22 protein-coding genes, 1 tRNA gene and 3 pseudogenes are annotated in these 23,642 nt (G+C 35.3%); 9 read left to right on the top strand and 17 right to left on the bottom strand.

From position 1 onward, the window contains the following. Nucleotides 1–222: 222 nt before the first annotated feature. Nucleotides 223–810: a dephospho-CoA kinase gene (gene coaE / locus ABWU67_RS05095; RefSeq protein WP_006280338.1), complete on the bottom strand. Its 588-nt coding sequence runs from the start codon at nt 808–810 to the stop codon at nt 223–225. Between the two features lie 312 nt (nt 811–1,122). Next, the gene (locus ABWU67_RS05090) at nt 1,123–2,301 is read right to left on the bottom strand and encodes a ribonuclease D (protein WP_341822188.1); all 1,179 of its coding nucleotides are present in this window, start codon (nt 2,299–2,301) and stop codon (nt 1,123–1,125) included. 303 nt (nt 2,302–2,604) lie between these two features. On the opposite strand from ABWU67_RS05090, the gene ABWU67_RS05085 reads away from it, so the two are divergent. Both ABWU67_RS05085 and ABWU67_RS05080 read left to right on the top strand, forming a co-directional pair. Next, on the top strand, nt 2,605–2,934 hold the full coding sequence (locus ABWU67_RS05085) for a transposase (RefSeq protein WP_353281837.1): 330 nt from the start codon (nt 2,605–2,607) through the stop codon (nt 2,932–2,934). Nucleotide 2,935: 1 nt separating this feature from the next. Continuing rightward, complete coding sequence (locus tag ABWU67_RS05080; protein ID WP_353281835.1) at nt 2,936–3,139, top strand: hypothetical protein; 204 nt, start codon at nt 2,936–2,938, stop codon at nt 3,137–3,139. On the opposite strand, the pseudogene ABWU67_RS05075 reads toward ABWU67_RS05080, so the two are convergent. From ABWU67_RS05075 to ABWU67_RS05050, 6 genes and pseudogenes are all read right to left on the bottom strand, one after another. Continuing rightward, nucleotides 3,134–3,992, bottom strand: a pseudogene (locus ABWU67_RS05075) (IS630 family transposase). The gene ABWU67_RS05080 and the pseudogene ABWU67_RS05075 overlap by 6 nt on opposite strands. A 90-nt stretch (nt 3,993–4,082) precedes the next feature. Continuing rightward, a protein-coding gene (locus ABWU67_RS05070) for an IS5-like element ISWpi1 family transposase (RefSeq protein ID WP_353281801.1) occupies nt 4,083–4,915 on the bottom strand; the annotation gives its coding sequence in 2 pieces (ribosomal slippage) (nt 4,083–4,546 and nt 4,546–4,915; 834 coding nt in all). A gap of 83 nt (nt 4,916–4,998) precedes the next feature. Beyond that, the gene (mutS, locus tag ABWU67_RS05065) at nt 4,999–7,509 is read right to left on the bottom strand and encodes a DNA mismatch repair protein MutS (protein WP_353282236.1); all 2,511 of its coding nucleotides are present in this window, start codon (nt 7,507–7,509) and stop codon (nt 4,999–5,001) included. 274 nt (nt 7,510–7,783) lie between these two features. Then, nucleotides 7,784–8,104 (bottom strand): hypothetical protein, encoded by a 321-nt coding sequence (locus ABWU67_RS05060; RefSeq protein ID WP_341821748.1) that lies wholly within the window; start codon nt 8,102–8,104, stop codon nt 7,784–7,786. A gap of 15 nt (nt 8,105–8,119) precedes the next feature. Then, on the bottom strand, nt 8,120–9,466 hold the full coding sequence (locus ABWU67_RS05055) for an IS110 family transposase (protein WP_341821667.1): 1,347 nt from the start codon (nt 9,464–9,466) through the stop codon (nt 8,120–8,122). 267 nt (nt 9,467–9,733) lie between these two features. Then, nucleotides 9,734–10,210: pseudogene (locus tag ABWU67_RS05050) on the bottom strand (SurA N-terminal domain-containing protein); the annotation flags it as partial. A gap of 331 nt (nt 10,211–10,541) precedes the next feature. Here ABWU67_RS05050 and ABWU67_RS05045 point away from each other — a divergent pair. Both ABWU67_RS05045 and rho read left to right on the top strand, forming a co-directional pair. Further along, nucleotides 10,542–11,144, top strand: coding sequence for a cell cycle transcriptional regulator TrcR (locus ABWU67_RS05045; protein ID WP_353281832.1), 603 nt, complete (start codon nt 10,542–10,544; stop codon nt 11,142–11,144). A gap of 199 nt (nt 11,145–11,343) precedes the next feature. Beyond that, nucleotides 11,344–12,747 carry a transcription termination factor Rho gene (gene rho / locus ABWU67_RS05040; RefSeq protein WP_007549497.1) on the top strand — a complete coding sequence of 468 codons (1,404 nt, stop codon included), beginning with the start codon at nt 11,344–11,346 and terminating at the stop codon, nt 12,745–12,747. 166 nt (nt 12,748–12,913) lie between these two features. Here rho and ABWU67_RS05035 read toward each other — a convergent pair whose 3' ends face one another. Both ABWU67_RS05035 and ABWU67_RS05030 read right to left on the bottom strand, forming a co-directional pair. Then, nucleotides 12,914–13,390, bottom strand: a complete 477-nt coding sequence (locus ABWU67_RS05035; protein WP_006279800.1) for an RDD family protein — start codon at nt 13,388–13,390, stop codon at nt 12,914–12,916. Nucleotides 13,391–13,412: 22 nt separating this feature from the next. Continuing rightward, nucleotides 13,413–13,955 carry an RDD family protein gene (locus ABWU67_RS05030; RefSeq protein ID WP_353281830.1) on the bottom strand — a complete coding sequence of 181 codons (543 nt, stop codon included), beginning with the start codon at nt 13,953–13,955 and terminating at the stop codon, nt 13,413–13,415. Nucleotides 13,956–14,100: 145 nt separating this feature from the next. Here ABWU67_RS05030 and icd point away from each other — a divergent pair, with 145 nt between their 5' ends. The 3 genes from icd to ABWU67_RS05015 all read left to right on the top strand — a co-directional run bounded on the left by icd (nt 14,101) and on the right by ABWU67_RS05015 (nt 16,783). Further along, nucleotides 14,101–15,519 carry an isocitrate dehydrogenase gene (gene icd / locus ABWU67_RS05025; protein ID WP_353281828.1) on the top strand — a complete coding sequence of 473 codons (1,419 nt, stop codon included), beginning with the start codon at nt 14,101–14,103 and terminating at the stop codon, nt 15,517–15,519. Nucleotides 15,520–15,601: 82 nt separating this feature from the next. Then, nucleotides 15,602–16,021, top strand: a complete 420-nt coding sequence (locus tag ABWU67_RS05020) for a hypothetical protein (protein ID WP_353281826.1) — start codon at nt 15,602–15,604, stop codon at nt 16,019–16,021. Nucleotides 16,022–16,027: 6 nt separating this feature from the next. Continuing rightward, nucleotides 16,028–16,783, top strand: a complete 756-nt coding sequence (locus ABWU67_RS05015) for a molecular chaperone DnaJ (RefSeq protein ID WP_353281824.1) — start codon at nt 16,028–16,030, stop codon at nt 16,781–16,783. Between the two features lie 25 nt (nt 16,784–16,808). Here the strand turns inward: ABWU67_RS05015 and ABWU67_RS05010 are convergent. After that, nucleotides 16,809–17,667 (bottom strand): annotated as a pseudogene (locus ABWU67_RS05010) (IS630 family transposase). Between the two features lie 164 nt (nt 17,668–17,831). On the opposite strand from ABWU67_RS05010, the gene nth reads away from it, so the two are divergent. After that, a complete protein-coding gene (gene nth, locus ABWU67_RS05005) occupies nt 17,832–18,470 on the top strand; it encodes an endonuclease III (RefSeq protein ID WP_353281822.1) in 639 nt (212 codons plus the stop codon). A 117-nt stretch (nt 18,471–18,587) separates the two neighbouring features. On the opposite strand, the gene dapE is transcribed toward nth, so the two are convergent. Next, nucleotides 18,588–19,784 carry a succinyl-diaminopimelate desuccinylase gene (dapE, locus tag ABWU67_RS05000; RefSeq protein ID WP_010082500.1) on the bottom strand — a complete coding sequence of 399 codons (1,197 nt, stop codon included), beginning with the start codon at nt 19,782–19,784 and terminating at the stop codon, nt 18,588–18,590. A gap of 42 nt (nt 19,785–19,826) precedes the next feature. Here dapE and ABWU67_RS04995 point away from each other — a divergent pair, with 42 nt between their 5' ends. Further along, nucleotides 19,827–21,083: an iron-containing alcohol dehydrogenase gene (locus tag ABWU67_RS04995; protein WP_264329664.1), complete on the top strand. Its 1,257-nt coding sequence runs from the start codon at nt 19,827–19,829 to the stop codon at nt 21,081–21,083. A gap of 170 nt (nt 21,084–21,253) precedes the next feature. On the opposite strand, the gene ABWU67_RS04990 is transcribed toward ABWU67_RS04995, so the two are convergent. The 5 genes from ABWU67_RS04990 to rplI all read right to left on the bottom strand — a co-directional run bounded on the left by ABWU67_RS04990 (nt 21,254) and on the right by rplI (nt 23,639). Beyond that, nucleotides 21,254–21,326: transfer RNA gene (locus tag ABWU67_RS04990), tRNA-Met, on the bottom strand. Beyond that, nucleotides 21,326–22,618, bottom strand: a complete 1,293-nt coding sequence (gene purB, locus ABWU67_RS04985) for an adenylosuccinate lyase (protein ID WP_010962833.1) — start codon at nt 22,616–22,618, stop codon at nt 21,326–21,328. The genes ABWU67_RS04990 and purB overlap by 1 nt, the downstream gene beginning before the upstream one ends. Continuing rightward, nucleotides 22,615–22,848: a hypothetical protein gene (locus tag ABWU67_RS04980; RefSeq protein ID WP_138344574.1), complete on the bottom strand. Its 234-nt coding sequence runs from the start codon at nt 22,846–22,848 to the stop codon at nt 22,615–22,617. The genes purB and ABWU67_RS04980 overlap by 4 nt, the downstream gene beginning before the upstream one ends. Beyond that, a complete protein-coding gene (locus tag ABWU67_RS04975; protein ID WP_182282649.1) occupies nt 22,845–23,078 on the bottom strand; it encodes a hypothetical protein in 234 nt (77 codons plus the stop codon). Before ABWU67_RS04975 ends, ABWU67_RS04980 begins: the two co-directional genes overlap by 4 nt. Before the next feature lie 6 nt (nt 23,079–23,084). Then, nucleotides 23,085–23,639: a 50S ribosomal protein L9 gene (gene rplI, locus ABWU67_RS04970; RefSeq protein WP_353281819.1), complete on the bottom strand. Its 555-nt coding sequence runs from the start codon at nt 23,637–23,639 to the stop codon at nt 23,085–23,087. Nucleotides 23,640–23,642 lie beyond the last annotated feature (3 nt).

The following is a 23,642-nucleotide window of genomic DNA, read 5'->3' as shown; positions in this document are numbered from 1 at the left end:
AAGGGTGTCATTCCAGTGCTTGACACTGGAATCCAGTTTTTGATCAAAAATGTTGCTATAGTGCACAATCAATTTTCCTGGATCCAAGTAGTCTGGGCTACTTGGATGACACCATAGGGGGCTACTTGGATGACAGGGGAGGGAGGCTGCTGGGATCCTGACAACCGTCATCCCGCTGCTTGTTAGCGGGATCTAGAGATACCGCGGCGGTATGACGTAGAGCTACGTGTTTAGGTTTAATGAATCCACTATATCTTTTACTTGAGAAAAAACATACTCTTTGCTTACACTGGTATCGATAATAAAGTCACTCATCTTCCTTTTCTCCTCAATAGATAACTGAACATCGGAGATTAGATTAAGCTTTTCTTTATCTATGTTGCGTTCGTTAAGTCTTTGAGCTTGCACAACGCTATCTGCATGAACAAAAACAATAAGGTCGCAATATAAATAAAATTTTGTTTCTAATAGAAGTGGCACATCTAAAACTAAAAGTTTTCTATCGATCTTTTTTTCCTTGGCAATAAAAAATTCTAATTCACGCAGCACAGCAGAGTGAACCAAAGATTGAAATTGTTTCCAATTTTCATCGTAGGCTAAGAAATATTTAGACAGTACTGTTCTATCTATTTCACCATTTACTACCACTCCAGGAAAATTTTTCTCTGCATAACTTATTATGCTTTTATCCACTTTATAAAGTTGGTGTACAACAGAATCAGCATCAAATACAACAGCACCAAACTCTTGAAAGCAATTAGCTACAAAGCTCTTTCCTACCCCAATTCCGCCTGTTAGACTTATAATCATATAACAAAATACATTCGACTTCTTTTGAAACTATAGCTAAGGTTTCTCTATATATATTAACTAGATTTTCTAGATCCCAGTGTCAAGCACATAACTATACGAACATTGCAATTTGTAGGTGGTGTCATCCCAGTCTGGGATCTAGCTTTTTGGTAATTTTATCGAAAATGTTTGCTCGTTTACAATCAATTTTCCTGGATCGAAGTAGTCTGGGCTACTTGGATGACACCCTACTTAACCGTCATACCGCCGCGGTATCTCTTAGCCGCTAACACGTAGCGGGATGACGATTGTCGATAAATCTAAGTTACTTTAGCAACAGTTATTCTCTACCAAATTACTCTGAATTTTGGTTATATTATTTGCGGATTTCACTGCTGAAATCTCAAATTTTGAGCTTGTGTTCAAAAATGATTCAACTGACCTGCCAAAAAAATCATATCTCCACCCCTTGAATAATTTATCTGTCTGTCTAGATATTGACCCGGTTAACTCATCTTTTGAAGAAACTAATTTCCTTGATATGTTACTTTCTTTACATTTACTATCTAAAATAATTGAGAGTATATCAAGTACAGATTTGTCATAATTACTCGATAAGGTATTGTTTTGCTGCATCCAATTTCCCTCATTTTCATTAAAAATATTCACAAACTCTAGTAAATCTGCATCTTTTATATTTTTTGCATTCCTCTTGAGATCATCTAAAATCTCATCAACATGCTCTATATTTTTTTCAATAAAACCAGCTATTACAGCATTATTGATTATTTTATTACGGTTCATATTATAGCGCTGTGCTAAGGTTTCTTGCCACTCACTAACTGCTTTAACAGTTAGTATCAATCTTGGATTTACTTCATAATTAAATTTCATCCTCTTCCATGCATCTTTTGGATTATGTAAATACTTATTTATATTAACTATTGATTCCATCTCTTCTTGAAACCAACCCATCCTATTATTTTCTTCAAGTTTATTGCACAATATTTGGTGTAGGTCATATAGGTGTATCACGTCGTTTATTGCATAGTCTAACTGATCCTCGGACAACGGACGCCTTAACCAATCTGAATTTTTAGCTTTAATTTTATCCAGTGCTATTCCTTGATATTGCTCCACTACTTTTGAGTAACCAATAAAGTCATGATAATAATGACAAAACATAGCAGCAACTTGGGTATCAAAAATGGGAGTGGGAATACATTTAAACACAGTGAGTAAGGATTCTATATCCTGCCGGCAGCTATGAAACACTTTGGTTATCCCCTGATTTAGCATTATTTTCTTAATGAATGATAAATCAATTTCTGGCACTAATGCGTCTACAATAAAACTCTTCTCTCCGTAAGAAATTTGAATTAACGATAATTTTGGGTAGTAGATTAAATTATTTCTAATGAACTCCGTGTCAACTGCTATAAATTTTGGCTTTTTTGCTATCAACCCCTCACATATGTCCTCCAGCTCCGACGTTGTATTAATTAACATATGTTTTTTATTCAGTGGTTCTACTTTACCACTTATATTAAATTTTTGCAATTAATGACTTCTTGCAGAACTTTCTATCACTCATTGGCATCACACAAATAGCCTTTTCCATCCCAATCCCAGTGCTTCCTTCTCCTGTCATCCAAGTAGCTGACACTGGGATCTAGAAGACTTAATTTCAACCAAGTGGCTGCATAATAAAGGCTGGATTCCAGTGGGCTTTGTTGCATAGCAACTGAAAAAATCTGGTGGCTACTGACAAAATTCATTATAAAATAGCCATTTAACCTTGAAAGAAAAAATATGCCACAAAAAATGAGGGTCAGTAACCATAGCGAATATAACAAATTTCTAGAAAAAAGAGGAAATATTTTTCATTATATCAACGAAGCCATAGAAAAGTGGTACGAGAATGGTCCAAAAATACCAGGTGGCAACAATATTTATAGCGATAAAATTGTAATTTTGGTGCACATAATAACTTGTTTATTTAGAATAGGCCTGAGGCAAACAGTTGGGTTTATAGCAGGATACCTTGAGCAAATTGGGAAAAATTTGCAAGTTATCAGCTATTTACAATCATCAAGAAGGTTTAAGAAACTCAATATTAAGATCAATGATTGCAGAAAATAATATGGAAGATATCGAAATTGCTATAGACAGTACAGGAATTAGTATATACAACAACACTCCTGGTCATAGCAAAGAAAATAGCGAAGATAGAAAGTATCGCAGCTATGAACAGACAAGAAAATTGCATGTAATGTTGAATACAAACAGCAAAAAAGCCATAGCTGTAAAATATAGCATTTCTCATAATAGTCCGAATAGGTCATAGGAAGGCAGAATCAACAGCACGACGAAAGGATTCGAATAGAGGAATGTTTTTCCTGGCTCTGTTTTTTATAGCAAACCAATGATGCTCAATTTTGTTAAAATCTGGAGAATAAGGCGGCAGATACAAAATTTCTGCACCGACTCCTTTAGCGAGCTTGATAAGCTTATCAGACTTATGAAAAGTAGCATTATCAAGAATGACAGTTTGTCCAGGTTCTAAGATCGGTGCCAAAAATTGCTCAAACCATCCATTAAAAATATCCATATTACAGTGGCCTTCAAATGTTAATGGAGCAACTATCTTTCTTCTACTTAAGGCTGCAACCATGCTGATTCGTTGAGTTTTTTTTCCAGATTTTAGGGCATAAAATCGCTGTCCTTTCTGGCAATACCCATATGGATAGTCCTCCGTGTTATCAATCCCAGACTCATCTATATACACTAAGTTTTCTGGTTCTTTTGTTGCTATAATTTTTAAGAATTCAGCACGTTTTTCTTCGTTCCTTTCCTTGTATCCATATGTCTTTTTTTGCGCGTAAATCCAATTTTTCTGAGAGCTCGGTGGATCGTTTCGATACTAACGTTGCCCCAAAGTTTAGCCATTTCCGACAGAGTTTTTCTACCGTGTTTTTTAGCAAATTCGATAAACTTATTCCAGTCGATAATTTTCTGATTGTAACCTCCATTACCGAGTTTTTTGACTGAAAGTCGCCTGTTTCTTTTTTTCTTTGCTTCCACTCCCACAAAGTAGTTCGTCCAATTTTAAATCTTGCTGCCACTGCTTCTCTGCTTTCCCCTTCGTCTAGTGCTTCCATTGCTTTTTTTCTTAAATCATAACTATATGCTGCCGGCATCCAACCTCCTTATCGCCATCTATCCTTAATCTTATCATATCCGGACTTCTGTGGAAAGGGCTATAAGAGGTTGTCCGGAAACTAGTAAATTCAAGCATATTCCCTCTTTAACATAACCCTACTCATAGCTAGGTATATGAAATTCTCAGTGGATGTTGTGAGTAAATCATACTCCTTCGATAGCCTTCTATTCCTATTAACCCAAGCAAAAGTCCTTTCTACAACCCATCTTCTTGGCTGTACTTTAAACCCTTGTTCTCTTGTTGGTAGTAGCTCAGGTGGAGTATCTTTGTGCACCCAAAATCTACATGGAGGCCTTTTAACAATTTCAATATCTATGTCATATTCTTCCTTTATGTGATTCTTTAAATTTCTTCCTTGGTATCCCATTTCAGCCCACATTTTTTTAACTTTAGTATATTTTGTTCTCATATTGTTTAATGCTATTTTAATACCATCTCTATCATTTTCGTTAGCAGCGCCTACGTAACAACCTAGTATAAAACCCTGAGTGTCTGTAATTATATGCCTTTTTCTACCCTTTACTTTTTTACTTCCATCATAGCCTTTGATCCCCCCTTTTCTGTAGTCTTTACAGATTGACTATCTACTATACAGGCACTCGGCTGCTCATTCATTCCTATTTTTCTTCTACTATATTTTGTAATTTCATAATTCATTTTCTCAAAAATTCCCTGCTTCTTCCATTGCCTGAACTGCTCATACACAGTCTTCCATAGCGGAAAATCATTTGGTAAATACCGCCATTGACACCCTGTACGCAATACATAGAAAATTGCTTCTAATATTTCTTTTTTGCTATACTTTGGCGGCCTTCCTCCTTTCTTGTATGATACTCTGAAGTGTTTTTCTATTCTTGCCCATTCCCTTTCGCTTAGATCTGTTGGATACTTTTTTCTCATCTTTACCCCGTACTAAAATTTCAGATATTATAGCCTTTTACTTGTTTCCGGACAACCTCTAATTCTTCACTTATAATAATGATTTAAGCCTTCAGCTCCTCAAACACTTCACTTGCTCTATTTAAAACAGAATCAGGAAAACCAGCAAGTTTTGCTACATGTATTCCATATGACTCATCTGCAATGCCTTCAATTACTTCATGTAGAAAGATAACCTCTCCGTTCCACTCTCTTATTTTTACACAAAAACATTTCACGTTCTTCAAGTATTTGCTTACTTTAGTTAATTCATGATAATGAGTTGCAAAAATGGCGCGGCACTTATTTACATTGTGAATATGTTCAATCACCGCCTGTGCAATAGATAATCCATCATACACCCCTGTGCCCCTACCAATTTCATCAAGTATCACCAAGGAACGGTCCGTTGCCTGATTTACTATCGTTGCTGTTTCGATCATCTCTACCATGAAGGTAGAATAACCAGCTGTTATATTATCCGTTGCGCCAACCCTGCTGAATATCTTGTCAATCACTCCAATATGTGCACTCTCTGCTGGCACAAATGACCCCATGTGAGCTAAAATTGCAATGAGAGCGTTTTGCCTCAAGAAAGTGCTTTTTCCAGCCATATTAGGACCAGTAATTAGATGTATACCAGCTAAATTGATGCTATTTGCAATGAATTTATCGTTAACTTCAACCACTGGGTGTCTTCCGCTACAGATATTGAACTCTTTGCTGTCATCAATAATGGGTTTTACGTAATTATTTTGCACTGCAAGCTCTGCAAATGCGGTTCTAATATCAAGTTTTGCCAAAGCATTTGCAGCAAGAGCGATTTTTTCAGACTCTTTAGCAACTTCACTACACAGTTCACTAAAAATTTTCATTTCTAAGCCGATTGCAGCATCACGTGCCGTAAGAATTTTATTTTCTAGTTCTTTCAATTCATTAGTAGTGTAGCGCATGCTATTTGCTAAGCTTTGTCTATGAATAAATATATCCGAAGTTATTTTGTGATTTGCCGACACTTCAACGTAATAACCGAGTATGTTGTTATGTAATATTTTAAGTGCGGCAATACCAGTTAGGTCGCGATAAGATTCACGGAGTTTGGTTATTAGTTTATTACTATTATTTAATATGTAGGATAACTCAGATAATTCTGAGTTGTATTTTGAGTGAATAAATCCTCCTTCTTTCACGGAACTGAGGTTATTATCAAGTATAGCACTATTTAACAGTTCGAATAGGTCTTTATGATTGCCAAGGCTTTTATGTATTGTGCTTAGTTCACTTTCGTCACTACTTATCACCTGAGTAGTAGACACTGGTTCCTTTTCTCTGGTCAAGCACTGGAATGACATCTGAGAGTTAATTTCTGATTTTTCACTTAAACAATAATTATGCAAGGTAGACAGAAACTCAGACAACTCTAAAGTTTTTCCTAGGCCTATTTTTAATAGGTTCATATCCTTTGGTGAACCACGCCCTAGTATTAAGCGCGATAAAGACCTCTCAATATCTGGAATGTTAGATAATATCTCTCGTATTTTTTTGCGTGAATCATGATTATTTACAAAAAATTGAGCGGTACTGATCCTCAAATTGATTGCTTTGGAGCAAGCAAGGGGTGAAGCGAGCATTTGTTTTAACAGGCGTCCACCAGAAGCTGTAACTGTATGATCAATAACTGAAATTAGTGAACCTTTCTTTTCACCAAATTGAGTTGAAAATAACTCAAGATTTCTCCTTGCTGAAGCATCAATAAGCATGAAATTTTGTTGCTTATAGGTTTTTGGGAATTCAAGCCTTGGAATAGAGCCCCTTTGTGTTACTCTGACATATTCAAGCAGTGCACCACACGCCATGATTTCTACTTTGCTGAAATTTCCTATACTCCCAAGTTCCCTGATTTTATAAAACTCGCATAACGTTCTGTGAGATTTACTATACTCAAAAAAGCTCTGTGCTTGTTGCGTAATTGATATTTTATAATTTTTTAAAATCGATCTAATTTTTTCGTCCTCAGTGAATTTTTCAGAAATTAATAATTCTCTTGGTGATATACGCAACAAATCACTATCTAGAGCTTTCAAACTCGTTAAAGTGTGAAAAAATTTTCCCGTCGATAATTCAAGCCAACTAATAGCATATTCGTCATTTTGTTCAACTATGGACGCGAGATAATTATTGCTTTTATCCTCCAGTAGTGAATCTTCTATAATTGTACCTGGAGTTACAACTCGCACTACATCACGTTTTACTATGGATTTATAGCCCCTCTTTTTTGCTTCATCAGCAGTTTCTAATTGATCACAGATTGCTACTTTGAATCCTAAATCTATTAGCTTGTGCAGGTAAGACTCACTACTGTGTGCTGGCACTCCACACATTGGTATTTCTTGCCCACACGAATTACCTCTCTTAGTGAGCACTATATTCAGCAATTTCGCAGCTTTAATAGCATCATCGAAAAACAACTCATAAAAATCTCCTAGCCTATAAAATAGCAGATGATCCTTGTATTGAGCTTTCAGGTTCAAATACTGCTCCATCACAGGGGTGTTTTTTTCTTTTACGAAGCTCATAATATTTTTTAATATATTGTATTGATAAACGTTATTATAGATTATATTGCACATGTGAATAACATAAATTTTAAATAGGTGTATAGAGGGGAAAATTTAAAACAATTAAATTTCTTGGATCCAAGTAGTCAGGACACTTGGATGACATAAAGAGTAGGAGTATTTGATGACAAAAAAGCAAAAACACAGTTGTCATTCCAGCGCGTGACGCTGGAATCCAGAATATCCTAATTACAAGGTTTATTATTTAGTTTGAAAAATACTATAGCTTTTTCTATGTAAGTTGTGGCCCCTTTTTACCATTTGCGACAGTTGTATCATCAACAGATATTTCAGAGCTAACAGTGCTAATAGTTTTTTCTATCGCTTTAGCCTGTTCATAGTCTTGACTCAAAAAATACATGGCCAGTCCAATAGCTATACTAGCAACAAGAGAAGATGCTATCATTACACCTAGTATCATACCACCAGAAAGACTTACTGCAACACACACATCAGCTCCAAGTACAACACCAAGAAAACCACCAATTATTACGCCAGGCACCAAACTGCCTACCATAGCGCTTTCTTTTTTCGTATTAGCTTGTTTTTTCATACTTCTAAGAAACTCCTAAGAACCTTCTTCATCTATCGGCTCCTCTTTCATTAGTATATAACCAAATTCCTTTGCTTTTTTAGTCAAATTTTTGACTACTCTCTCTTTGTAGAGTGTTTCATAATAGTTCATTCCTTTTTCTACATATTCTTGTCCATATTTTAGCATATTATAAAAAATACATGCTAATTTCCTTGCTGTAGCAGTGATCGCTTTTGGTATCCCTAGTCGCTTCTTTAACCTCCTGCAGTATGCACCAAGTGCAGTGTTGCTTCTTGATACACAATGAGCAGCAAGTCGCAAGGCAGTTGCAGCACGATTAACAACTTTACGAGTTCTTGTTCCAATAATTTTCCCTCCTGTAATTTTATTAGCAGGACTTAATCCGAGCCAGGAAGAAAAATGCTTTTCTGTCCTCCATTTATTGTGATTTATACCTGTTTCTGAAATGACAGCCTGTATACTTAATACATCAAGTCCTGGAACTCTAGTAAAATCCATCCCCGTTATTCGATATAAATCTTCATCTACGGCAAAATCTGGACTATTCTTCTGTTTTCTCTTTCGTGTCTTATTCAATGCCCTGTTCTCATTCGACTTTGTTTCAAATGTTTTATAGTAATTTTCTATACTTTTATCACATCCCGTTATTTGCTCTTGAAAAAAAGTATATGCTGCATATTCTTGTTTTAGCACAAACAAGTGTTCCTCTCTATAATCACCAGCTAACGCTTTTGCTATAGTAGACTGATCATTTTTTATTCGTGCATCCCTGAATTTAGCCAATTTCTCAGGATCTCTTTCGCCTTCAATTATAGCTTCAATGATTTTCATACCAGTTATCCCAGTAATATGACTAATAACCTTGTGTAATTGAATATTCATTTGAATTAGCGCTTTTTGCATACGTTGAGTATGTTTAGCTGCATTTTCAATTAGATTAGCACGTTGTCTAACGTAACTACGCAGTACACACATTTGATTATCCGGTCTAAATGATCCTTGAAGCAGTCCATAGCTGTGCAATTGTTGCAGCCATTGACAATCTTGAACATCAGACTTTCTACCAGGCACATTTTTGACATGTCGCGCATTTACTAATTTTACTTCAAATTTATGTGATTCTAATATTTGAAATAAGGGAATCCAATATACTCCAGTTGACTCCATGGCTACAGTTCTAACCTGACACTTTTTTAACCACTTTGCTAAGTTGTGTAGATCTACTGTAAAGCACCCAAATTTTTGGATACGTTGTTCATCTCTTCCTTCAGGTACACATACATAATGTACAGTCGAGCCAATATCAATCCCTGCTGCATCAAGGTTTATTGTTTTTAATTTACTTTTTGCTTCTGCCATATAAAATCCCTCCTATATTATTATGATAAGAAGCACTTCAGCTTGGGACGGTTAGGTTATACAATCTTCTAAACGAGGTAGCCCAAAAAGAACTCCATCAATGGTTTTACCATTTCCCCCAAAACCATGCTTTCAAACGGGCATTTATAGCACCATTGATTGTTTCGGTTATAGCTGCAGAAGCGCTTCTTCATAACACTATACCCAAAGAACATAAAGTAAAGAGGGAGTTTCTTTTTGGTTTTACAGATTTTATCTGTTCTGGGCTTTAAATAATGAAGTCATGAACATCATTGCAGGCAGGACTTTCTCTAGCTTTGCTATATACTCTTTCTCTGTCATATGCAGGTCATTTAGCGTTTCATAGAATTTATTTTTGTCAAATTCACCTTTATCATTTTGAAAGTATTTGGTGTTTTTAATATGGTTTTTTATAGATTCTTCTCCAACTGTCAACCCCAGCTCACTAGTTAGGTTAAACAATAGTTTTTGCTCTATAAGTGCGTTAAGCAAATCATATTTCAGCTTTTTTACTTGTTCTCTACTCGCATCAGATCCAGAAATTTGTTTTCCATAATTTTGATATAGCGACTTATACTCATCTGACGTTATAACTTCTTTTCCAACCCTAGCTACCTCTTCTTTTTCATCATCACCTGATAAAAGGTTGCCAATTCCCATGAAGATTAACAAGCAAGCTAAAAGGACAACGGTTACTTTAGTGAAAAAATTTTTAACATTCATTTTAAACCCAGTTAATTAATGATTAATTATAGAATAGTGATAATTTAATGCTTGTAAACCTGTTGCTTTATTAGCTAATATATATAATATTACAATATATTAACTTAAAATTTAACTCTCTAATCTTAAATAGGAACATATGTTTAACTGAGTTATACTATACCTTAGGAAGGGGAAATATTTTGTTTGAAATATGCTTAAAGGTAAGCGCATTTAATTAACTTAAGAGGTGGGAAGTGACAAACAAAAAGTTATTGAATGACAAAATTAATGCTTTTTTAGTTTTAATAGTTTATATTTTAGCTCTGTATAACAGTAAGGGATACTTTAAATGGGAGATGCTTTTTTGATGTCAATGGAATCTTCTAAGGGCAATAACGATAGAAATAAACTGTTTCTAGTGCAAATAGCTGCTTGGTTAGTAGACAACACTGGTTTAACTTTTAATCAAATAGCACAATGTTGCAGATTGGCCCTTGAAGAAGTACAAGACATAGCTGATGAGGAAATAGAAGTAGAAAAATATAACCCTATTATTTCTGGAATAATTACTGAAAAAGAAATCGATGATTGCAAAAAAAATCCAAATCGTGTACCAAATTTGATTATAAAAAATATAAAAAAAAGGAGTAAAGCGATTGGTAGCATTCTTGGCTTTGCCTCTACGGCAAGACGTAGAGATAAACCTGATGCGATTTATTATTTAGTAAAAAAATTTCCTATCTTGGACAATAACGTTATAGCTAAATTAATTAGTACAACAAATTACACAGTTGAGCAGGTAAGAGATGGATCTCATCATAACATGCAAAATATAAAACCCCAAGATCCTGTACTACTCGGCTTATGTAGTCAAGAAAATTTAGAAGCAGAAGTGGAAAAAGCAAAAGTAGAAGAGGAGAAGCAAGAAAGGTTAAAAAAATATAAAGAATAGCTATTGAAAATCCTCAAATTTTTGTGTTTTGTTAACATTAAATTAACTTGACTTGCTAGTGTTTATTAGTATAATGTAAGTAAAGTACGGGGTTTAATGATAATTAAGCTTAATACGCACTGAAACTAACTCAGCCTAATTTATTATCTTATAGTCACATTTTAGGTTAGTAAGCATCAATTAAAATTTTTGGAGGATTATGACAACAATCAATGAAGATGTTTTGGCAAAAGGAAAGGTTACAGCTCAACCTGAAAAAAGTGAGCAAATTTACAATAACGATACAGTAAAACAGATGGTCAATGAAGGTACTGAGAAAAACAGAAAAACATTAGATCTGAGCGAATTAAAAGAGAAAACAGCAGAAGAATTGTTAGAGTTAGCTGAAGAAAGAAAAATTTCAACTAACGGTAAAAGCAATGGTAGAATGCTAAAGCAGGAAATAATATTCAGCTTAATGAAAAAAATGAGTGAAGAAGGAGGCATAACCACAGGGAGTGGAATAGTGGAAATATTGCCTGATGGTTTTGGTTTCTTACGTTCAGCAAGTGCAAATTATGCCCCAAGTACCGATGATGTTTATATTTCTAACGGGCAAATAAAGAAGTTTAATTTACGTACAGGAGATATGGCATATGGAGAAATAAGGCCACCTGGTGATAAAGAGAGATATTTTACTTTAACTAAGGTTCAAAGTATAAACTCTACTGAAGTAAGTGAATTAAGAAAGTACGTCCATTTTGATAATTTGCTTCCTCTTTATCCTGAGGAAAGCATAGTACTTGAGTGTAATAATGGTGATGATAAAAAAGGCTTAAGCATGCGTGCTATAGATATAGTAGCTCCTCTTGGAAAAGGGCAAAGAGCGTTAGTAGTTGCTCCACCTCGCACAGGAAAAACTGTATTGCTTCAGCAAATGGCTAACTCTATAGCTATAAATCACCCTGAAGTAGAATTAATAGTGTTACTTATAGATGAAAGACCTGAAGAAGTAACAGATATGATACGTTCTGTAAAAGGTGAGGTAGTAAGTTCTACATTCGATGAGCCTGCTTACCGTCACGTACAGCTTGCTGAAATAGTAATAGAAAAAGCTAAAAGAATGGTTGAGCATAAAAAAGATGTGGTAATTCTACTTGACAATATTACTAGACTTGCACGTGCTTATAATGCGGTTATTCCTTCGTCTGGGAAAGTTCTAACTGGTGGTGTAGATTCAAACGCACTGCAGAGACCAAAACGCTTTTTTGGAGCAGCTCGTAATATTGAGAATGGGGGTTCTTTAACTATAATCGCCACAGCTCTTATAGAGACTGGTTCAAAAATGGATGAAGTTATTTTTGAAGAGTTTAAAGGTACAGGAAATGCTGAGATCATACTTGATAGAAAACTTTCTGATAAACGTATATTTCCAGCTATTGATATTACAAAATCCGGAACAAGGAAGGAAGAGCTATTAGTTGATAAGGCTATACTAAATAAAATATGGGTGGTGCGTAGGATACTCAATCCTATGGGACCCGTTGAAGCAATGGAATTTTTACGTGACAAACTACTTTTAACAAAGAGCAATGCTGACTTTTTTAACTCCATGAATCACTAAAAGTAAGCCAGTTATGATGGATATGCTGAGCAAAAAGTAAAACGCTCTTATAGCTAAAATAATTTGGATTTACCAAAATATATTTATAGTTAAGTTGGCAATTTACCTTAAGTTAGCGCGTGACACTGGAATGACACCCTTGGTGGCAGACAGCTAAAGGAAAATATCAACTAGGTTTATAATCTATCACTACCGTGTTTGCAATTTTGTCGTGAAAAGCTTGTTTATGTTCATCACCTACTGCACATACTAAAACTAAGATTAGTATAGCTAAGAATAAAATGGGATTACAAAGTGATATGCAATAAATTATAAAAAGAGCTATAGTCCTTTTCATTGCTTGCATTGTAGTGATTGACTCAAATGTATCTTTGTCTTTTACACGCATGCTAAATAACAAGTGTCCTGGAGTGCCGCCAAATTTTACTAGCATGAATATATGAAATATACATGGTATCATTAAAAATAAAGAAAATACAATCGTGGTGATTACAATTATTGCACCCATGATCCCTTGTATTGCGTGTGTAAGTGAGAAACCCACCGCCATTAAACCAAATGGTATTGCGATAAATAAAATACAATCAACTATAAATGCTAGAGTACGTCTTGTCATCGTTGAGTAGTTTACTTTTTTATCCATGTACTACCTATAAAGAAAAATATCAACTAGATTGATAGTCTATCACTACTGTTTTTGCAATTTTATCGTAAAAAGTCTGTTTGCGTTGATCAAATACTGCAAACAAAAATAAAATTAGCACAATTAAAAGATATAGAAAAGTATAACCATGATAATGCAGATGAAGCAAAAAGCGAAAAATAATCCAGATGCTTCCCTTAGAAATACATCTTATTGTTGCTTGCATAAGGGTAACATTTGTAAATGTATTAGCATCTTTAATATGCATACCACACAATAGTTTTCCTGGGGTACCACCAAGTTTTGTTACCATTAATATTTTGGATATTGTTAGTACTAATGTTGCGACCACTGTAGAAACTATAAATGGTATTTCTGTTGCTAGTTGTGCAAGTTCCTGAAAAGAGTCTTTATCTTTATCTTGATCTTGTAATGATACGATGAATACACCATAGATAAAACCGAAGATAAAATGAGGGGAAAATATGATGAGGTCAAGTATTTCTGCTACAATACGCCTTGTAAATCCTACATAATTTACTTTAACATTTATTTCAGTATTCATAACCCCACCTATATTTCATAATATCATCATATGATATAAAAATACGTTATTAAATAACCGTAAATATACTAACTTGGGTAATATTAGCTACTTGTGCCACTCTATTATTTAAATTAATATTAAATCATTTATAACTAGGGAAGTTATGTCAACACTAATCACAGTTGCATATGGCGACGGTATCGGACCAGAAATCATGGAAGCGGTGCTGTCGATATTGCGCGAAGCAGAAGCGGAAATCTCAATAGATATTATTGAAATAGGGGAGCGTGTTTACAGTAAAGAATGGTCTCACGGAATTTCTCCAAGTGGTTGGGAATCAATTGAAAGGACAAAAATATTATTAAAATCTCCGACAACAACTCCTCAAGGTAAAGGGCACAAAAGCTTAAACGTTGCACTCAGAAAAAATCTAGGGTTGTATGCAAATATCAGACCATGCATTTCATATCATCCTGTTATAGAAAATAAATTCGATAAGTTTGATATCGTAGTGATACGTGAAAATGAAGAGGACGTTTACACCGGAATAGAGCATAGGCTCACTGGTGACTCTTACCAATGCACTAAAATTATTACTAGATCTGGCTCAGAGAAGATATGCAGGTACGCTTTTGAATATGCAAAAAAACACAACAGAAAAAAAGTAACTTGCCTGACTAAAGATAACATCATGAAAATGACTGACGGAACTTTCCATGCCGCGTTTGATCGCATTGCAAAGGAATACCCAGATATAAAGGCAGAACATTATATAGTTGATATTGGAATGGCGCGTGTTGCAACAGAACCGGAGAATTTTGATGTTATAGTAACCGAGAACTTATATGGCGACATATTATCAGATATAGTCGCACAAACCTCTGGATCTGTGGGGCTTGCCGGAAGTAGCAACATCGGGAATGAATACGCAATGTTTGAAGCAGTGCACGGTTCTGCCCCTGATATTGCAGGAAAAAACATAGCCAATCCTTCTGGTCTTTTAAATGCTGCAGTGCATATGCTAATTTACATAGGTCAAGTGGGTACTGCAAAACTAATCTACGATGCATGGCTCAAGACTTTGGAGGATGGAATACACACTGCCGATTTATATAAGGAGAAAAGAAGTAAACAGAAAGTTGGTACAAAAGAATTTGCAGAAGCTGTTATAGACAATCTAGGAAAAAAACCGAAAACATTATCTGAGCTTATAATTGGCAGTGATCCAAATAGTAAAGTGGATAAAATACAGGGTAATTATGAACAGGATTATAAGATTAAAAAACTAGTGGGTAGCGATATAACGCTTGCCTGGAGTAAGCCGGCTGACTTTGACCAAATAGTGAAGTTGTTTGAAACAAGTAATCCGCAGATTATAGCAATATATTCAAAAGGCCTTGCGATTTGGCCAGGAAGTTCAAAGTCTTCAAGTGACCAAATAACCTGCAGGTTCATTGCAAATAATGAAATTACAAATAGTGATGTGAATAACTTGCTAATCAAATTTGAGGAACATAATTTTGATGTGGTGAGAATGGATAAGTTGTATTTGTATGATGGGAAAGAGGGTTTCTTCTCTTAGTGGTTGCTTGATATTTTTATGCTTGTGTGAAACATTAAATATATTATACCAATAGTATCGTGTATTTATGTGAGGTGTAGTAATGAGTCAACATTTTAAGTTAACTGGTCAGGAGTTTTATGATAATAATGATCTGTTTAACGTACTAGAGATAAAAGCTGAACAAATTGTAGGTAAGGATTATCAAGCTCTTAGCAAGTTTCTGAAAAAACAATATAATAAATTGATACTTGTAAACCATCCTGACAAAGGTGGAGACAAAAATAGATTTGATCAGATTTATAAAGCTTATCAAGAGCTAAAAAAGTACATTGAACCTTTAGAGTCAGGAAATCCTTGTGTTAAAGTCAGTGTTGGTGCTGAAAGTAATGGACGTTTAACAGCACGTGAATTTCATTATAGAAAGAAGCTGTTCGATACACTAGGGATTGGTGAAGAAGCTATAGGTAAAGATTTTGATGAATTGACTTCTATATTAAAAAAGAATGATAGTGCGTTTTAAGAGGATGTGGAATACTGTTTTTCAGGAGATATTTATGGCAGTTTTTTTAGGCCGTCAGACCCTGGCGAGCTTAATAAACGCTTATCAAAACCTAGTATACGGCTATTTCTTTATATTTCTCCTCTAAAGGAAAAAAAGAACCTAGTAGATGAGGATAAAAAAGAATTAGCGTTAAGATTTATAGAACGTAAAAATGCCTTACTATTTATTCGGACTCTTAGTGTTCTACCCTTAGGCCTGTTAACTACAGTTACTATAGGTTGCTATTTTTCATGGTGGATCATAGCATTTAACATCGCTATTAGTAGAGCCTTTGGTTTATTAGTGAATTATTATATGGAAAAGTATAAAAATTCAGAAATTTCCACTGATGAATTCATAAGTAAAATGAACTATATCGCGCTAGGCAGTAAGCTTCTTATCAACTATCCTTTAGCTGCTTTTTCTGTTTATCTACTTACAACAAATTTCATTGCTAATAGATTAACTGTTGGTGGAACCATACTTGGTTCACTATTGTTATCGGCAGTATTAATTGAAATGTTAGCTCCTGTTTTCTCAAAAGGCTGTGAAATATATGCTGAAAAGCACACAAAAGATTTACTAGAAGAGGATCCAAGAGATAGGGTACAAAAGGAAACTGACCTGTTAGGATGGTATGATCCACGAAAACTGTTAATGCCAATTGTTATGCCTCTTATTAAAAAGTGTTTTGCGGAAGTGGCAAGCGAATTTGCTGAGAGGAATTTTGATGAGGTATAGCATTTCTCATAATAGTCCGAATAGGTCATAGGAAGGCAGAATCAACAGCACGACGAAAGGATTCGAATAGAGGAATGTTTTTCCTGGCTCTGTTTTTTATAGCAAACCAATGATGCTCAATTTTGTTAAAATCTGGAGAATAAGGCGGCAGATACAAAATTTCTGCACCGACTCCTTTAGCGAGCTTGATAAGCTTATCAGACTTATGAAAAGTAGCATTATCAAGAATGACAGTTTGTCCAGGTTCTAAGATCGGTGCCAAAAATTGCTCAAACCATCCATTAAAAATATCCATATTACAGTGGCCTTCAAATGTTAATGGAGCAACTATCTTTCTTCTACTTAAGGCTGCAACCATGCTGATTCGTTGAGTTTTTTTTCCAGATTTTAGGGCATAAAATCGCTGTCCTTTCTGGCAATACCCATATGGATAGTCCTCCGTGTTATCAATCCCAGACTCATCTATATACACTAAGTTTTCTGGTTCTTTTGTTGCTATAATTTTTAAGAATTCAGCACGTTTTTCTTCGTTCCTTTCCTTGTATCCATATGTCTTTTTTTGCGCGTAAATCCAATTTTTCTGAGAGCTCGGTGGATCGTTTCGATACTAACGTTGCCCCAAAGTTTAGCCATTTCCGACAGAGTTTTTCTACCGTGTTTTTTAGCAAATTCGATAAACTTATTCCAGTCGATAATTTTCTGATTGTAACCTCCATTACCGAGTTTTTTGACTGAAAGTCGCCTGTTTCTTTTTTTCTTTGCTTCCACTCCCACAAAGTAGTTCGTCCAATTTTAAATCTTGCTGCCACTGCTTCTCTGCTTTCCCCTTCGTCTAGTGCTTCCATTGCTTTTTTTCTTAAATCATAACTATATGCTGCCGGCATCCAACCTCCTTATCGCCATCTATCCTTAATCTTATCATATCCGGACTTCTGTGGAAAGAGCTATAAAAACTGATATGTCTGATGTTAATGCTGAAGGACTATCTAAGCCTAAAGGAATTGAATTTGCACAGCAACCAGTGTAGTATAAGCTTTTAGCTCTATGCATGGACTCAAAAAAAGTAGAACTGATATTTGAAAAATTCAAGCAATCAAATCCTGCACCAAAAATAGAGCTGAATTATACCAATGATTTTACGTTATTAGTTGCGATAGTTCTATCAGCACGAACAACTGATATAAGCGTTAATAAAATTACAAAGGAGCTATTTAGTATCACTGATACGCCAGAAAAAATGCTGAGTTTTGGGCAGAGTGAGCTAAGAAAATGCATAAGCAGTATTGGTTTATATAATTCCAAAGCAAAAAACATAATCGGGCTCAGCAAAATATTGATTGAGAGGTACAATAGCAAAGTGCCTACTGATTTCGATGATTTGGTGTCTTTGCCGGGAGTGGGAAGAAAGAGCGCTAATGTGTTCTTAAATTCGGGGCTTGGCATTCTAACATTGGCAGTTGATACTCACGTTTTTAGAGTGAGCAATAGAATCGGGCTTGTGAAAGAAAAAGATGTGTTTAAAACAGAACAATCTCTTTTAAATGTGGTTCCCAAAAAATACCTGCTTTATGCTCATCATTGGCTAGTTTTGCATGGTAGATATGTTTGCAAAGCACAGAAACCTTCGTGTGAAACGTGCATAATTCATGATTTATGTGAATTTGAGTGCAAAAGGTATAAAGTCTAGTATTTCTTTTTTTGTCATCCAAGTAGCTATAGAAACGAAAAAACTTACTTGACACATTTTGCTGGAATGATACAAGTTATTATTCAAACAACAGTTATGCAAGAGATCTGATTACATCTAAGCTAACAATGGACCACTAGATATATTACTAACTACGTTGACCTGATTCAATATTTTATTAGTGGGATTGAAATAATTTTCTATAAATTCCTTATATATAGCTGTTAACTTGTGTATATCGTTTACTGATACGCATTCGTTTATCTGATGTGCAGTTTTGTTGATTATACCAAATTCAATCACTGGACAAACATCTTTGATAAACGCAGCGTCAGATGTGCCACCACTTGTGCTAAGTATAGCATCAATGTTGGTAACCTTACTTATTGCATCAAGCATAATATCAGTATTTCTATCGGGAGTAGAGAGGAAAACGTCCCTGCTGCTATGCATAGAAAGTTTATAATCGTTAGTTACACTGGAGCATATTTCATCAATCAGCTTATATAAGCCACCCGGTGTTTGTTCATTGTTATATCGAATGTTAAAACGTGTAGTTGCTGAGCCAGGTATTAGATTGCTAGTATTATTTCCAACATCGATAGTAGTAACTTCGCAATGTGAAGGCTGAAAATATTTATTACCATGATCAAAAGTAGTATTTTTTACCTTACTCAATATTGATATTACCTTATATATTGGATTGTCTGCTAGGTCTGGGTAGGCAACGTGCCCTTGTTTTCCATGGCAAATTAATTCAAATGTTACAGAACCTCTTCTGCCTATTTTTATGGTATCACCTAATTTCTCACTACTGGTTGGTTCGCCAACCACACAAAAATCTATCTTTTTCTGCTTATTTTTCATCCATTCCAAAACTGCCTTTGTTCCATATTCTTCCATGCTTTCTTCAGCACTGGTAATCAATGCACTTATTGAACCATTGAACTGAAACTTCTCTGCAATCAAATTTACCATAGCAGCAATAAATGCAGCTACTCCGCTTTTCATATCAGCGGCCCCTCTTCCATATAGCATTCCATCCCTCACTTCTGGTTTAAATGGACCAAATGCCCAATCTTTTAACTGACCCGGTGGTACAACATCAACGTGCCCAGCAAAGCACAAATTTGGTACTCCATTTATATATTTCGCATAAAGATTTTTAACTTTATCACCAAATTCTAAAATCTCACAATCAAAGCCGCTCTTCTTGAAGATTGTTGCTATATACTCTATTGCCCCGCTGTCTTCTGGTGTTATACTCTCAAAAGAGATCAATTTCCTAGTTAGCTCTACAGGGTCAATTTTCATGTCAATCTTAAAATACTTATACTGCTATATTGTAAACACTCTATGCACTATTTAAAACAAATATTACATCAAACCGAACAAACTTTTCTAAGGGAAGTAATAACAGATTACCACCTTGCTGATGATATCTATGAAATATGCACACAACACGGAAATGACATCTTTCTAGTTGCAGATGAAAATACAGCAAAACTTTTAAACAAAAACGTATTTAATAAAATTTCTCATTTAATTATTCCAACCCCACCTGCCATTCCAGTGTCACGCGCTGGGATGACATCAAGTAGAGAAATGACACCAAGCAGAGCTGCCTCTCTTGAAACCGTAAATCTAGTGAGAAACAAAGTAAAAGACAGTGACTTAATAGTTGCATTTGGTAGCGGCACCGTTAACGATATCTGCAAATATGCAAGCTACCTCGAGAAAAAAGATTATATATCCTTTCCAACAGCCGCTTCTATGAATGGATATACATCCGCAAATGCTTCAATATTAGTAAATGGATATAAAAAATCGTTCAAAGCACATCTTCCAAGAGCAATATATATAGATATAGACATACTTGCCAATGCGCCACTGCGCCTCACATTAAGCGGATTTGCAGATTTCATTTGTCGTTCAACAGTTCAGGCTGACTGGCTACTATCTCATTTGTTGCTTAGCACAGAATACAATGAATTACCTTTTACACTTGTTCGCGATTTGGAGCAAATTTTGCTAAGAGAGTATACGGCGCTTACTAAAAGAAGTAGAAAAGTGGTCCTATTACTTATGGAAGTTCTACTAATTTCAGGACTTGGAATGGTAATATCAAAAGGCAGCTATTCTGCAAGCCAAGGAGAGCATATGATAGCTCACGCAATGGAAATGGTAACAAGAGATCATTCCTTACTACATGGCGAAAAAATTGCTGTTACGACGATTACCATGGCTAATTTGCAGGAAAAGATATTATCAATACAAAACCCGATTATCAAACCGACCACTTTAGATGTAAAACATATAACTCAGTGCTTTGATAATATCGAATTTGTAAGAACTTTTGAACAGAAGCAAATTATGCAGCAAAAAATCCAAGAGATTATTTGTAAAGAATGGCATAATATTTCCAGTTTAATTAAGCAAAATTTACTACCTGCAAAACACCTGCAAAAAATATTTGAAGATCTATCAATTCCACACTTACCAGAGCACCTCAGTTGGAATAAAGAACAATATTGTAAAGTGGTCGATCTTGCGTTTACAACAAGAGATAGATTCACCTTTCTTGACTTAGCTAACTGCATAGAAGAAAGTTAAGTTTTGTAGTGAAATTCTGTCATTTAAAGAGATCATAGGCCAAAAGCTAAACCCTTTTCACAATCTCTTATCCATTGTCTCCTCACCTGAGTGGATATACAACTCATTCCAAGTAACTGACACTGGGTTTCACCAATAGCACTGCTTTGCTAAACATAGTTTAGTTCGAGTGGCTGAGGAGGGACTTGAACCCCCGACCAAGAGATTATGATCCTCCTGCTCTACCAACTGAGCTACTCAGCCTAATTAAAAACCTTATTATACACACGATCTATATGTTTCGTATAATACTTCAAATCAAACAAAGATTCAAGTTTTTCCGAGTTAATAACCTTAAGTAAGGGTTTATCTTGTTTCAATTCGGCCAGAAAATCACTGTTGTTTTGTTTCACTTTCATTGCATTGCTCTGAACAATTTTATACGCCTCTTCCCTCGCCAAACCACTATTTACTAACTCAAGCAATACACGCTGTGAGAAAACTAAACCTTTTGAAGAATTTAAGTTCTTTTCAATGTTTTCCTTATTGATCACCAATTTATCTATCAAATCTGTTAATCGCACTAAAGCAAAATCCATTGTTATACAAGCATCAGGAGCAATGCATCTTTCCACAGACGAGTGTGATATATCACGTTCGTGCCACAATGCAACATTTTCTAACGCAGGAAAAACATAACTGCGTATTAAACGTGAGAGTCCAGTCAGATTTTCACTTAAAATAGGATTACATTTGTGTGGCATAGCAGAGCTTCCCTTCTGCCCAGTGGAAAAATGCTCAGAAATTTCGCCGATTTCAGTTCTTTGCAAATGACGAATTTCAACAGCAACATTTTCTATTGAACTTGCAATTACTCCCAAAACTGAAAAGAACATGGCATGTCTATCACGAGGAATGATTTGAGATGATATGGTTTCAGGTATGAGTCCCATTTCTTTCGCTACATATTCTTCAACAAACGGATCAACATTTGCAAAATTGCCTACTGCACCTGATATTTTACAAATTGAGATCTCTTTTTGCGCGCTAATTAATCTCTGATAATTGCGTTTAAATTCAGCATAAAATCTGGCAAATTTTATTCCAAGAGTTGTTGGTTCTGCATGCATTCCGTGACTGCGTCCAACACAAACAATATCTTTATAGTCCTCAGCTTTTTTTTTCAATGCTGCAAGTAAATTTTTTAGATTCTCGAGCAAAATATCACAGGACTCTTTCAGTTGCACCGCAAGGCATGTATCCAAAACATCAGAACTTGTCATTCCATAATGAAGATAACGAACATCAACTCCCGCTTTTTTAGCAATATATGTCAGAAAAGCTATAACATCATGTTTTACAATGGATTCAATTTCGTTGATACATTCAACATCAAATTCAATAGCACCAGAGAGGTTCTCAGCAATATTATTCGGAATCACTCCTAACTTTGCTTGAGCTTCACACGCTAATTTTTCTATTTTAAGCCATATATTAAATTTATTATTTTCCTCCCAAATGGAAGACATTTCTTTTCTGCTATAGCGGGGAATCATTTTTGATTTATTCCAATAATGGTGTCATTCCAGTGCGTGACACTGGAATCCAGATATAAAAGTATTTGCAAATTATTCAATGGACAACGGATTCTAGAAGCATAAAATAATGTCCATGATGAAATAAACTGGATCCCAGTGTCACGCACTGGGATGACATGAGGGAAGCACTGGGATGACACCAGCTTAGCCATGGCAGAAATTTCTTTACGGCTATAGCGTGGGATCATTTTTGATTTACTCCAATAATGGTGTCATTCCAGTGCGTGACACTGGAATCCAGGTATAAAAGTATTTGCAAATTATTCAATGGACAACGGATTCTAGAAGCATAAAATAATGTCCATGATGAAATAAACTGGATCCCAGTGTCACGCACTGGGATGACATGAGGGAAGCACTGGGATGACACCAGCTTAGCCATGGCAGACATTTCTTTACGACTATAACAAGGGATCATCTTTGATCAGCTATCATCACCATCAGTAGCTTCTTTATTCACATCTTGCTCTGCCTCTTGTTGCTCAGACTTCTGATTTTGCAATTTTACTTGCCTTAGCTCATTTGCATCTGTTTCGGATTTCACGACGTATATAGTAATTGGTACTACTACTTCACTATGTAATTCTACGTTTACTTGGTATTCACCCAAGTTTTTGATGCTTACTCCACCAAAAGATAAACTACGGTGATCTATCACATGTCCTTCTTGTAGTAAAATTTTCGCAATTTCACGTGTTGTTACAGAACCAAAAATTTTACCATCCTCTGAAGCTTGCTTTATTAATACCACAAACTTATCATGTAGTGACAACGCAAGCTCTTTTGCTACATTTAATCTTTTTATATTCTCTTCTTCCAGTAATAAACGTTGCTCCTCTAGCTTTGTTAAATTTTCCTTGGTAGCTTTCACCGCTTTTCTTTGTGGAAAAAGAAAATTACGTGCATAACCTGGTTTAACTTTGACAACTTCACCAAGCTTACCTAAAGTCCTTATATTTTCCTTTAAAATTATCAACATAAA

The sequence above is a fragment of the Wolbachia endosymbiont (group A) of Aleiodes leptofemur genome (assembly GCF_964028465.1).
GTDB lineage: Bacteria > Pseudomonadota > Alphaproteobacteria > Rickettsiales > Anaplasmataceae > Wolbachia > Wolbachia pipientis.
Note: the sequence above shows the minus strand (reverse complement) of the source record. Positions and strands in the feature narration are given on the sequence as shown.

What these genes read in the sequence shown, in the direction of transcription:
- ABWU67_RS05085 (WP_353281837.1), top strand. Translation starts at nt 2,605, where the DNA reads ATGCCACAAAAAATGAGGGTCAGTAACCATAGCGAATATAACAAATTT.
- ABWU67_RS05035 (WP_006279800.1), bottom strand. Translation starts at nt 13,390, where the DNA reads ATGGATAAAAAAGTAAACTACTCAACGATGACAAGACGTACTCTAGCA.
- ABWU67_RS05080 (WP_353281835.1), top strand. Translation starts at nt 2,936, where the DNA reads ATGGAAGATATCGAAATTGCTATAGACAGTACAGGAATTAGTATATAC.
- purB (WP_010962833.1), bottom strand. Translation starts at nt 22,618, where the DNA reads ATGATTCCCCGCTATAGCAGAAAAGAAATGTCTTCCATTTGGGAGGAA.
- icd (WP_353281828.1), top strand. Translation starts at nt 14,101, where the DNA reads ATGTCAACACTAATCACAGTTGCATATGGCGACGGTATCGGACCAGAA.
- nth (WP_353281822.1), top strand. Translation starts at nt 17,832, where the DNA reads ATGGACTCAAAAAAAGTAGAACTGATATTTGAAAAATTCAAGCAATCA.
- ABWU67_RS04995 (WP_264329664.1), top strand. Translation starts at nt 19,827, where the DNA reads ATGCACTATTTAAAACAAATATTACATCAAACCGAACAAACTTTTCTA.
- rho (WP_007549497.1), top strand. Translation starts at nt 11,344, where the DNA reads ATGACAACAATCAATGAAGATGTTTTGGCAAAAGGAAAGGTTACAGCT.
- rplI (WP_353281819.1), bottom strand. Translation starts at nt 23,639, where the DNA reads ATGTTGATAATTTTAAAGGAAAATATAAGGACTTTAGGTAAGCTTGGT.
- ABWU67_RS05030 (WP_353281830.1), bottom strand. Translation starts at nt 13,955, where the DNA reads ATGAATACTGAAATAAATGTTAAAGTAAATTATGTAGGATTTACAAGG.
- ABWU67_RS04975 (WP_182282649.1), bottom strand. Translation starts at nt 23,078, where the DNA reads ATGATCCCTTGTTATAGTCGTAAAGAAATGTCTGCCATGGCTAAGCTG.
- ABWU67_RS05060 (WP_341821748.1), bottom strand. Translation starts at nt 8,104, where the DNA reads ATGAAAAAACAAGCTAATACGAAAAAAGAAAGCGCTATGGTAGGCAGT.
- ABWU67_RS05055 (WP_341821667.1), bottom strand. Translation starts at nt 9,466, where the DNA reads ATGGCAGAAGCAAAAAGTAAATTAAAAACAATAAACCTTGATGCAGCA.
- coaE (WP_006280338.1), bottom strand. Translation starts at nt 810, where the DNA reads ATGATTATAAGTCTAACAGGCGGAATTGGGGTAGGAAAGAGCTTTGTA.
- dapE (WP_010082500.1), bottom strand. Translation starts at nt 19,784, where the DNA reads ATGAAAATTGACCCTGTAGAGCTAACTAGGAAATTGATCTCTTTTGAG.
- ABWU67_RS05090 (WP_341822188.1), bottom strand. Translation starts at nt 2,301, where the DNA reads ATGTTAATTAATACAACGTCGGAGCTGGAGGACATATGTGAGGGGTTG.
- ABWU67_RS05020 (WP_353281826.1), top strand. Translation starts at nt 15,602, where the DNA reads ATGAGTCAACATTTTAAGTTAACTGGTCAGGAGTTTTATGATAATAAT.
- mutS (WP_353282236.1), bottom strand. Translation starts at nt 7,509, where the DNA reads ATGAGCTTCGTAAAAGAAAAAAACACCCCTGTGATGGAGCAGTATTTG.
- ABWU67_RS05045 (WP_353281832.1), top strand. Translation starts at nt 10,542, where the DNA reads ATGGGAGATGCTTTTTTGATGTCAATGGAATCTTCTAAGGGCAATAAC.
- ABWU67_RS04980 (WP_138344574.1), bottom strand. Translation starts at nt 22,848, where the DNA reads ATGATCCCACGCTATAGCCGTAAAGAAATTTCTGCCATGGCTAAGCTG.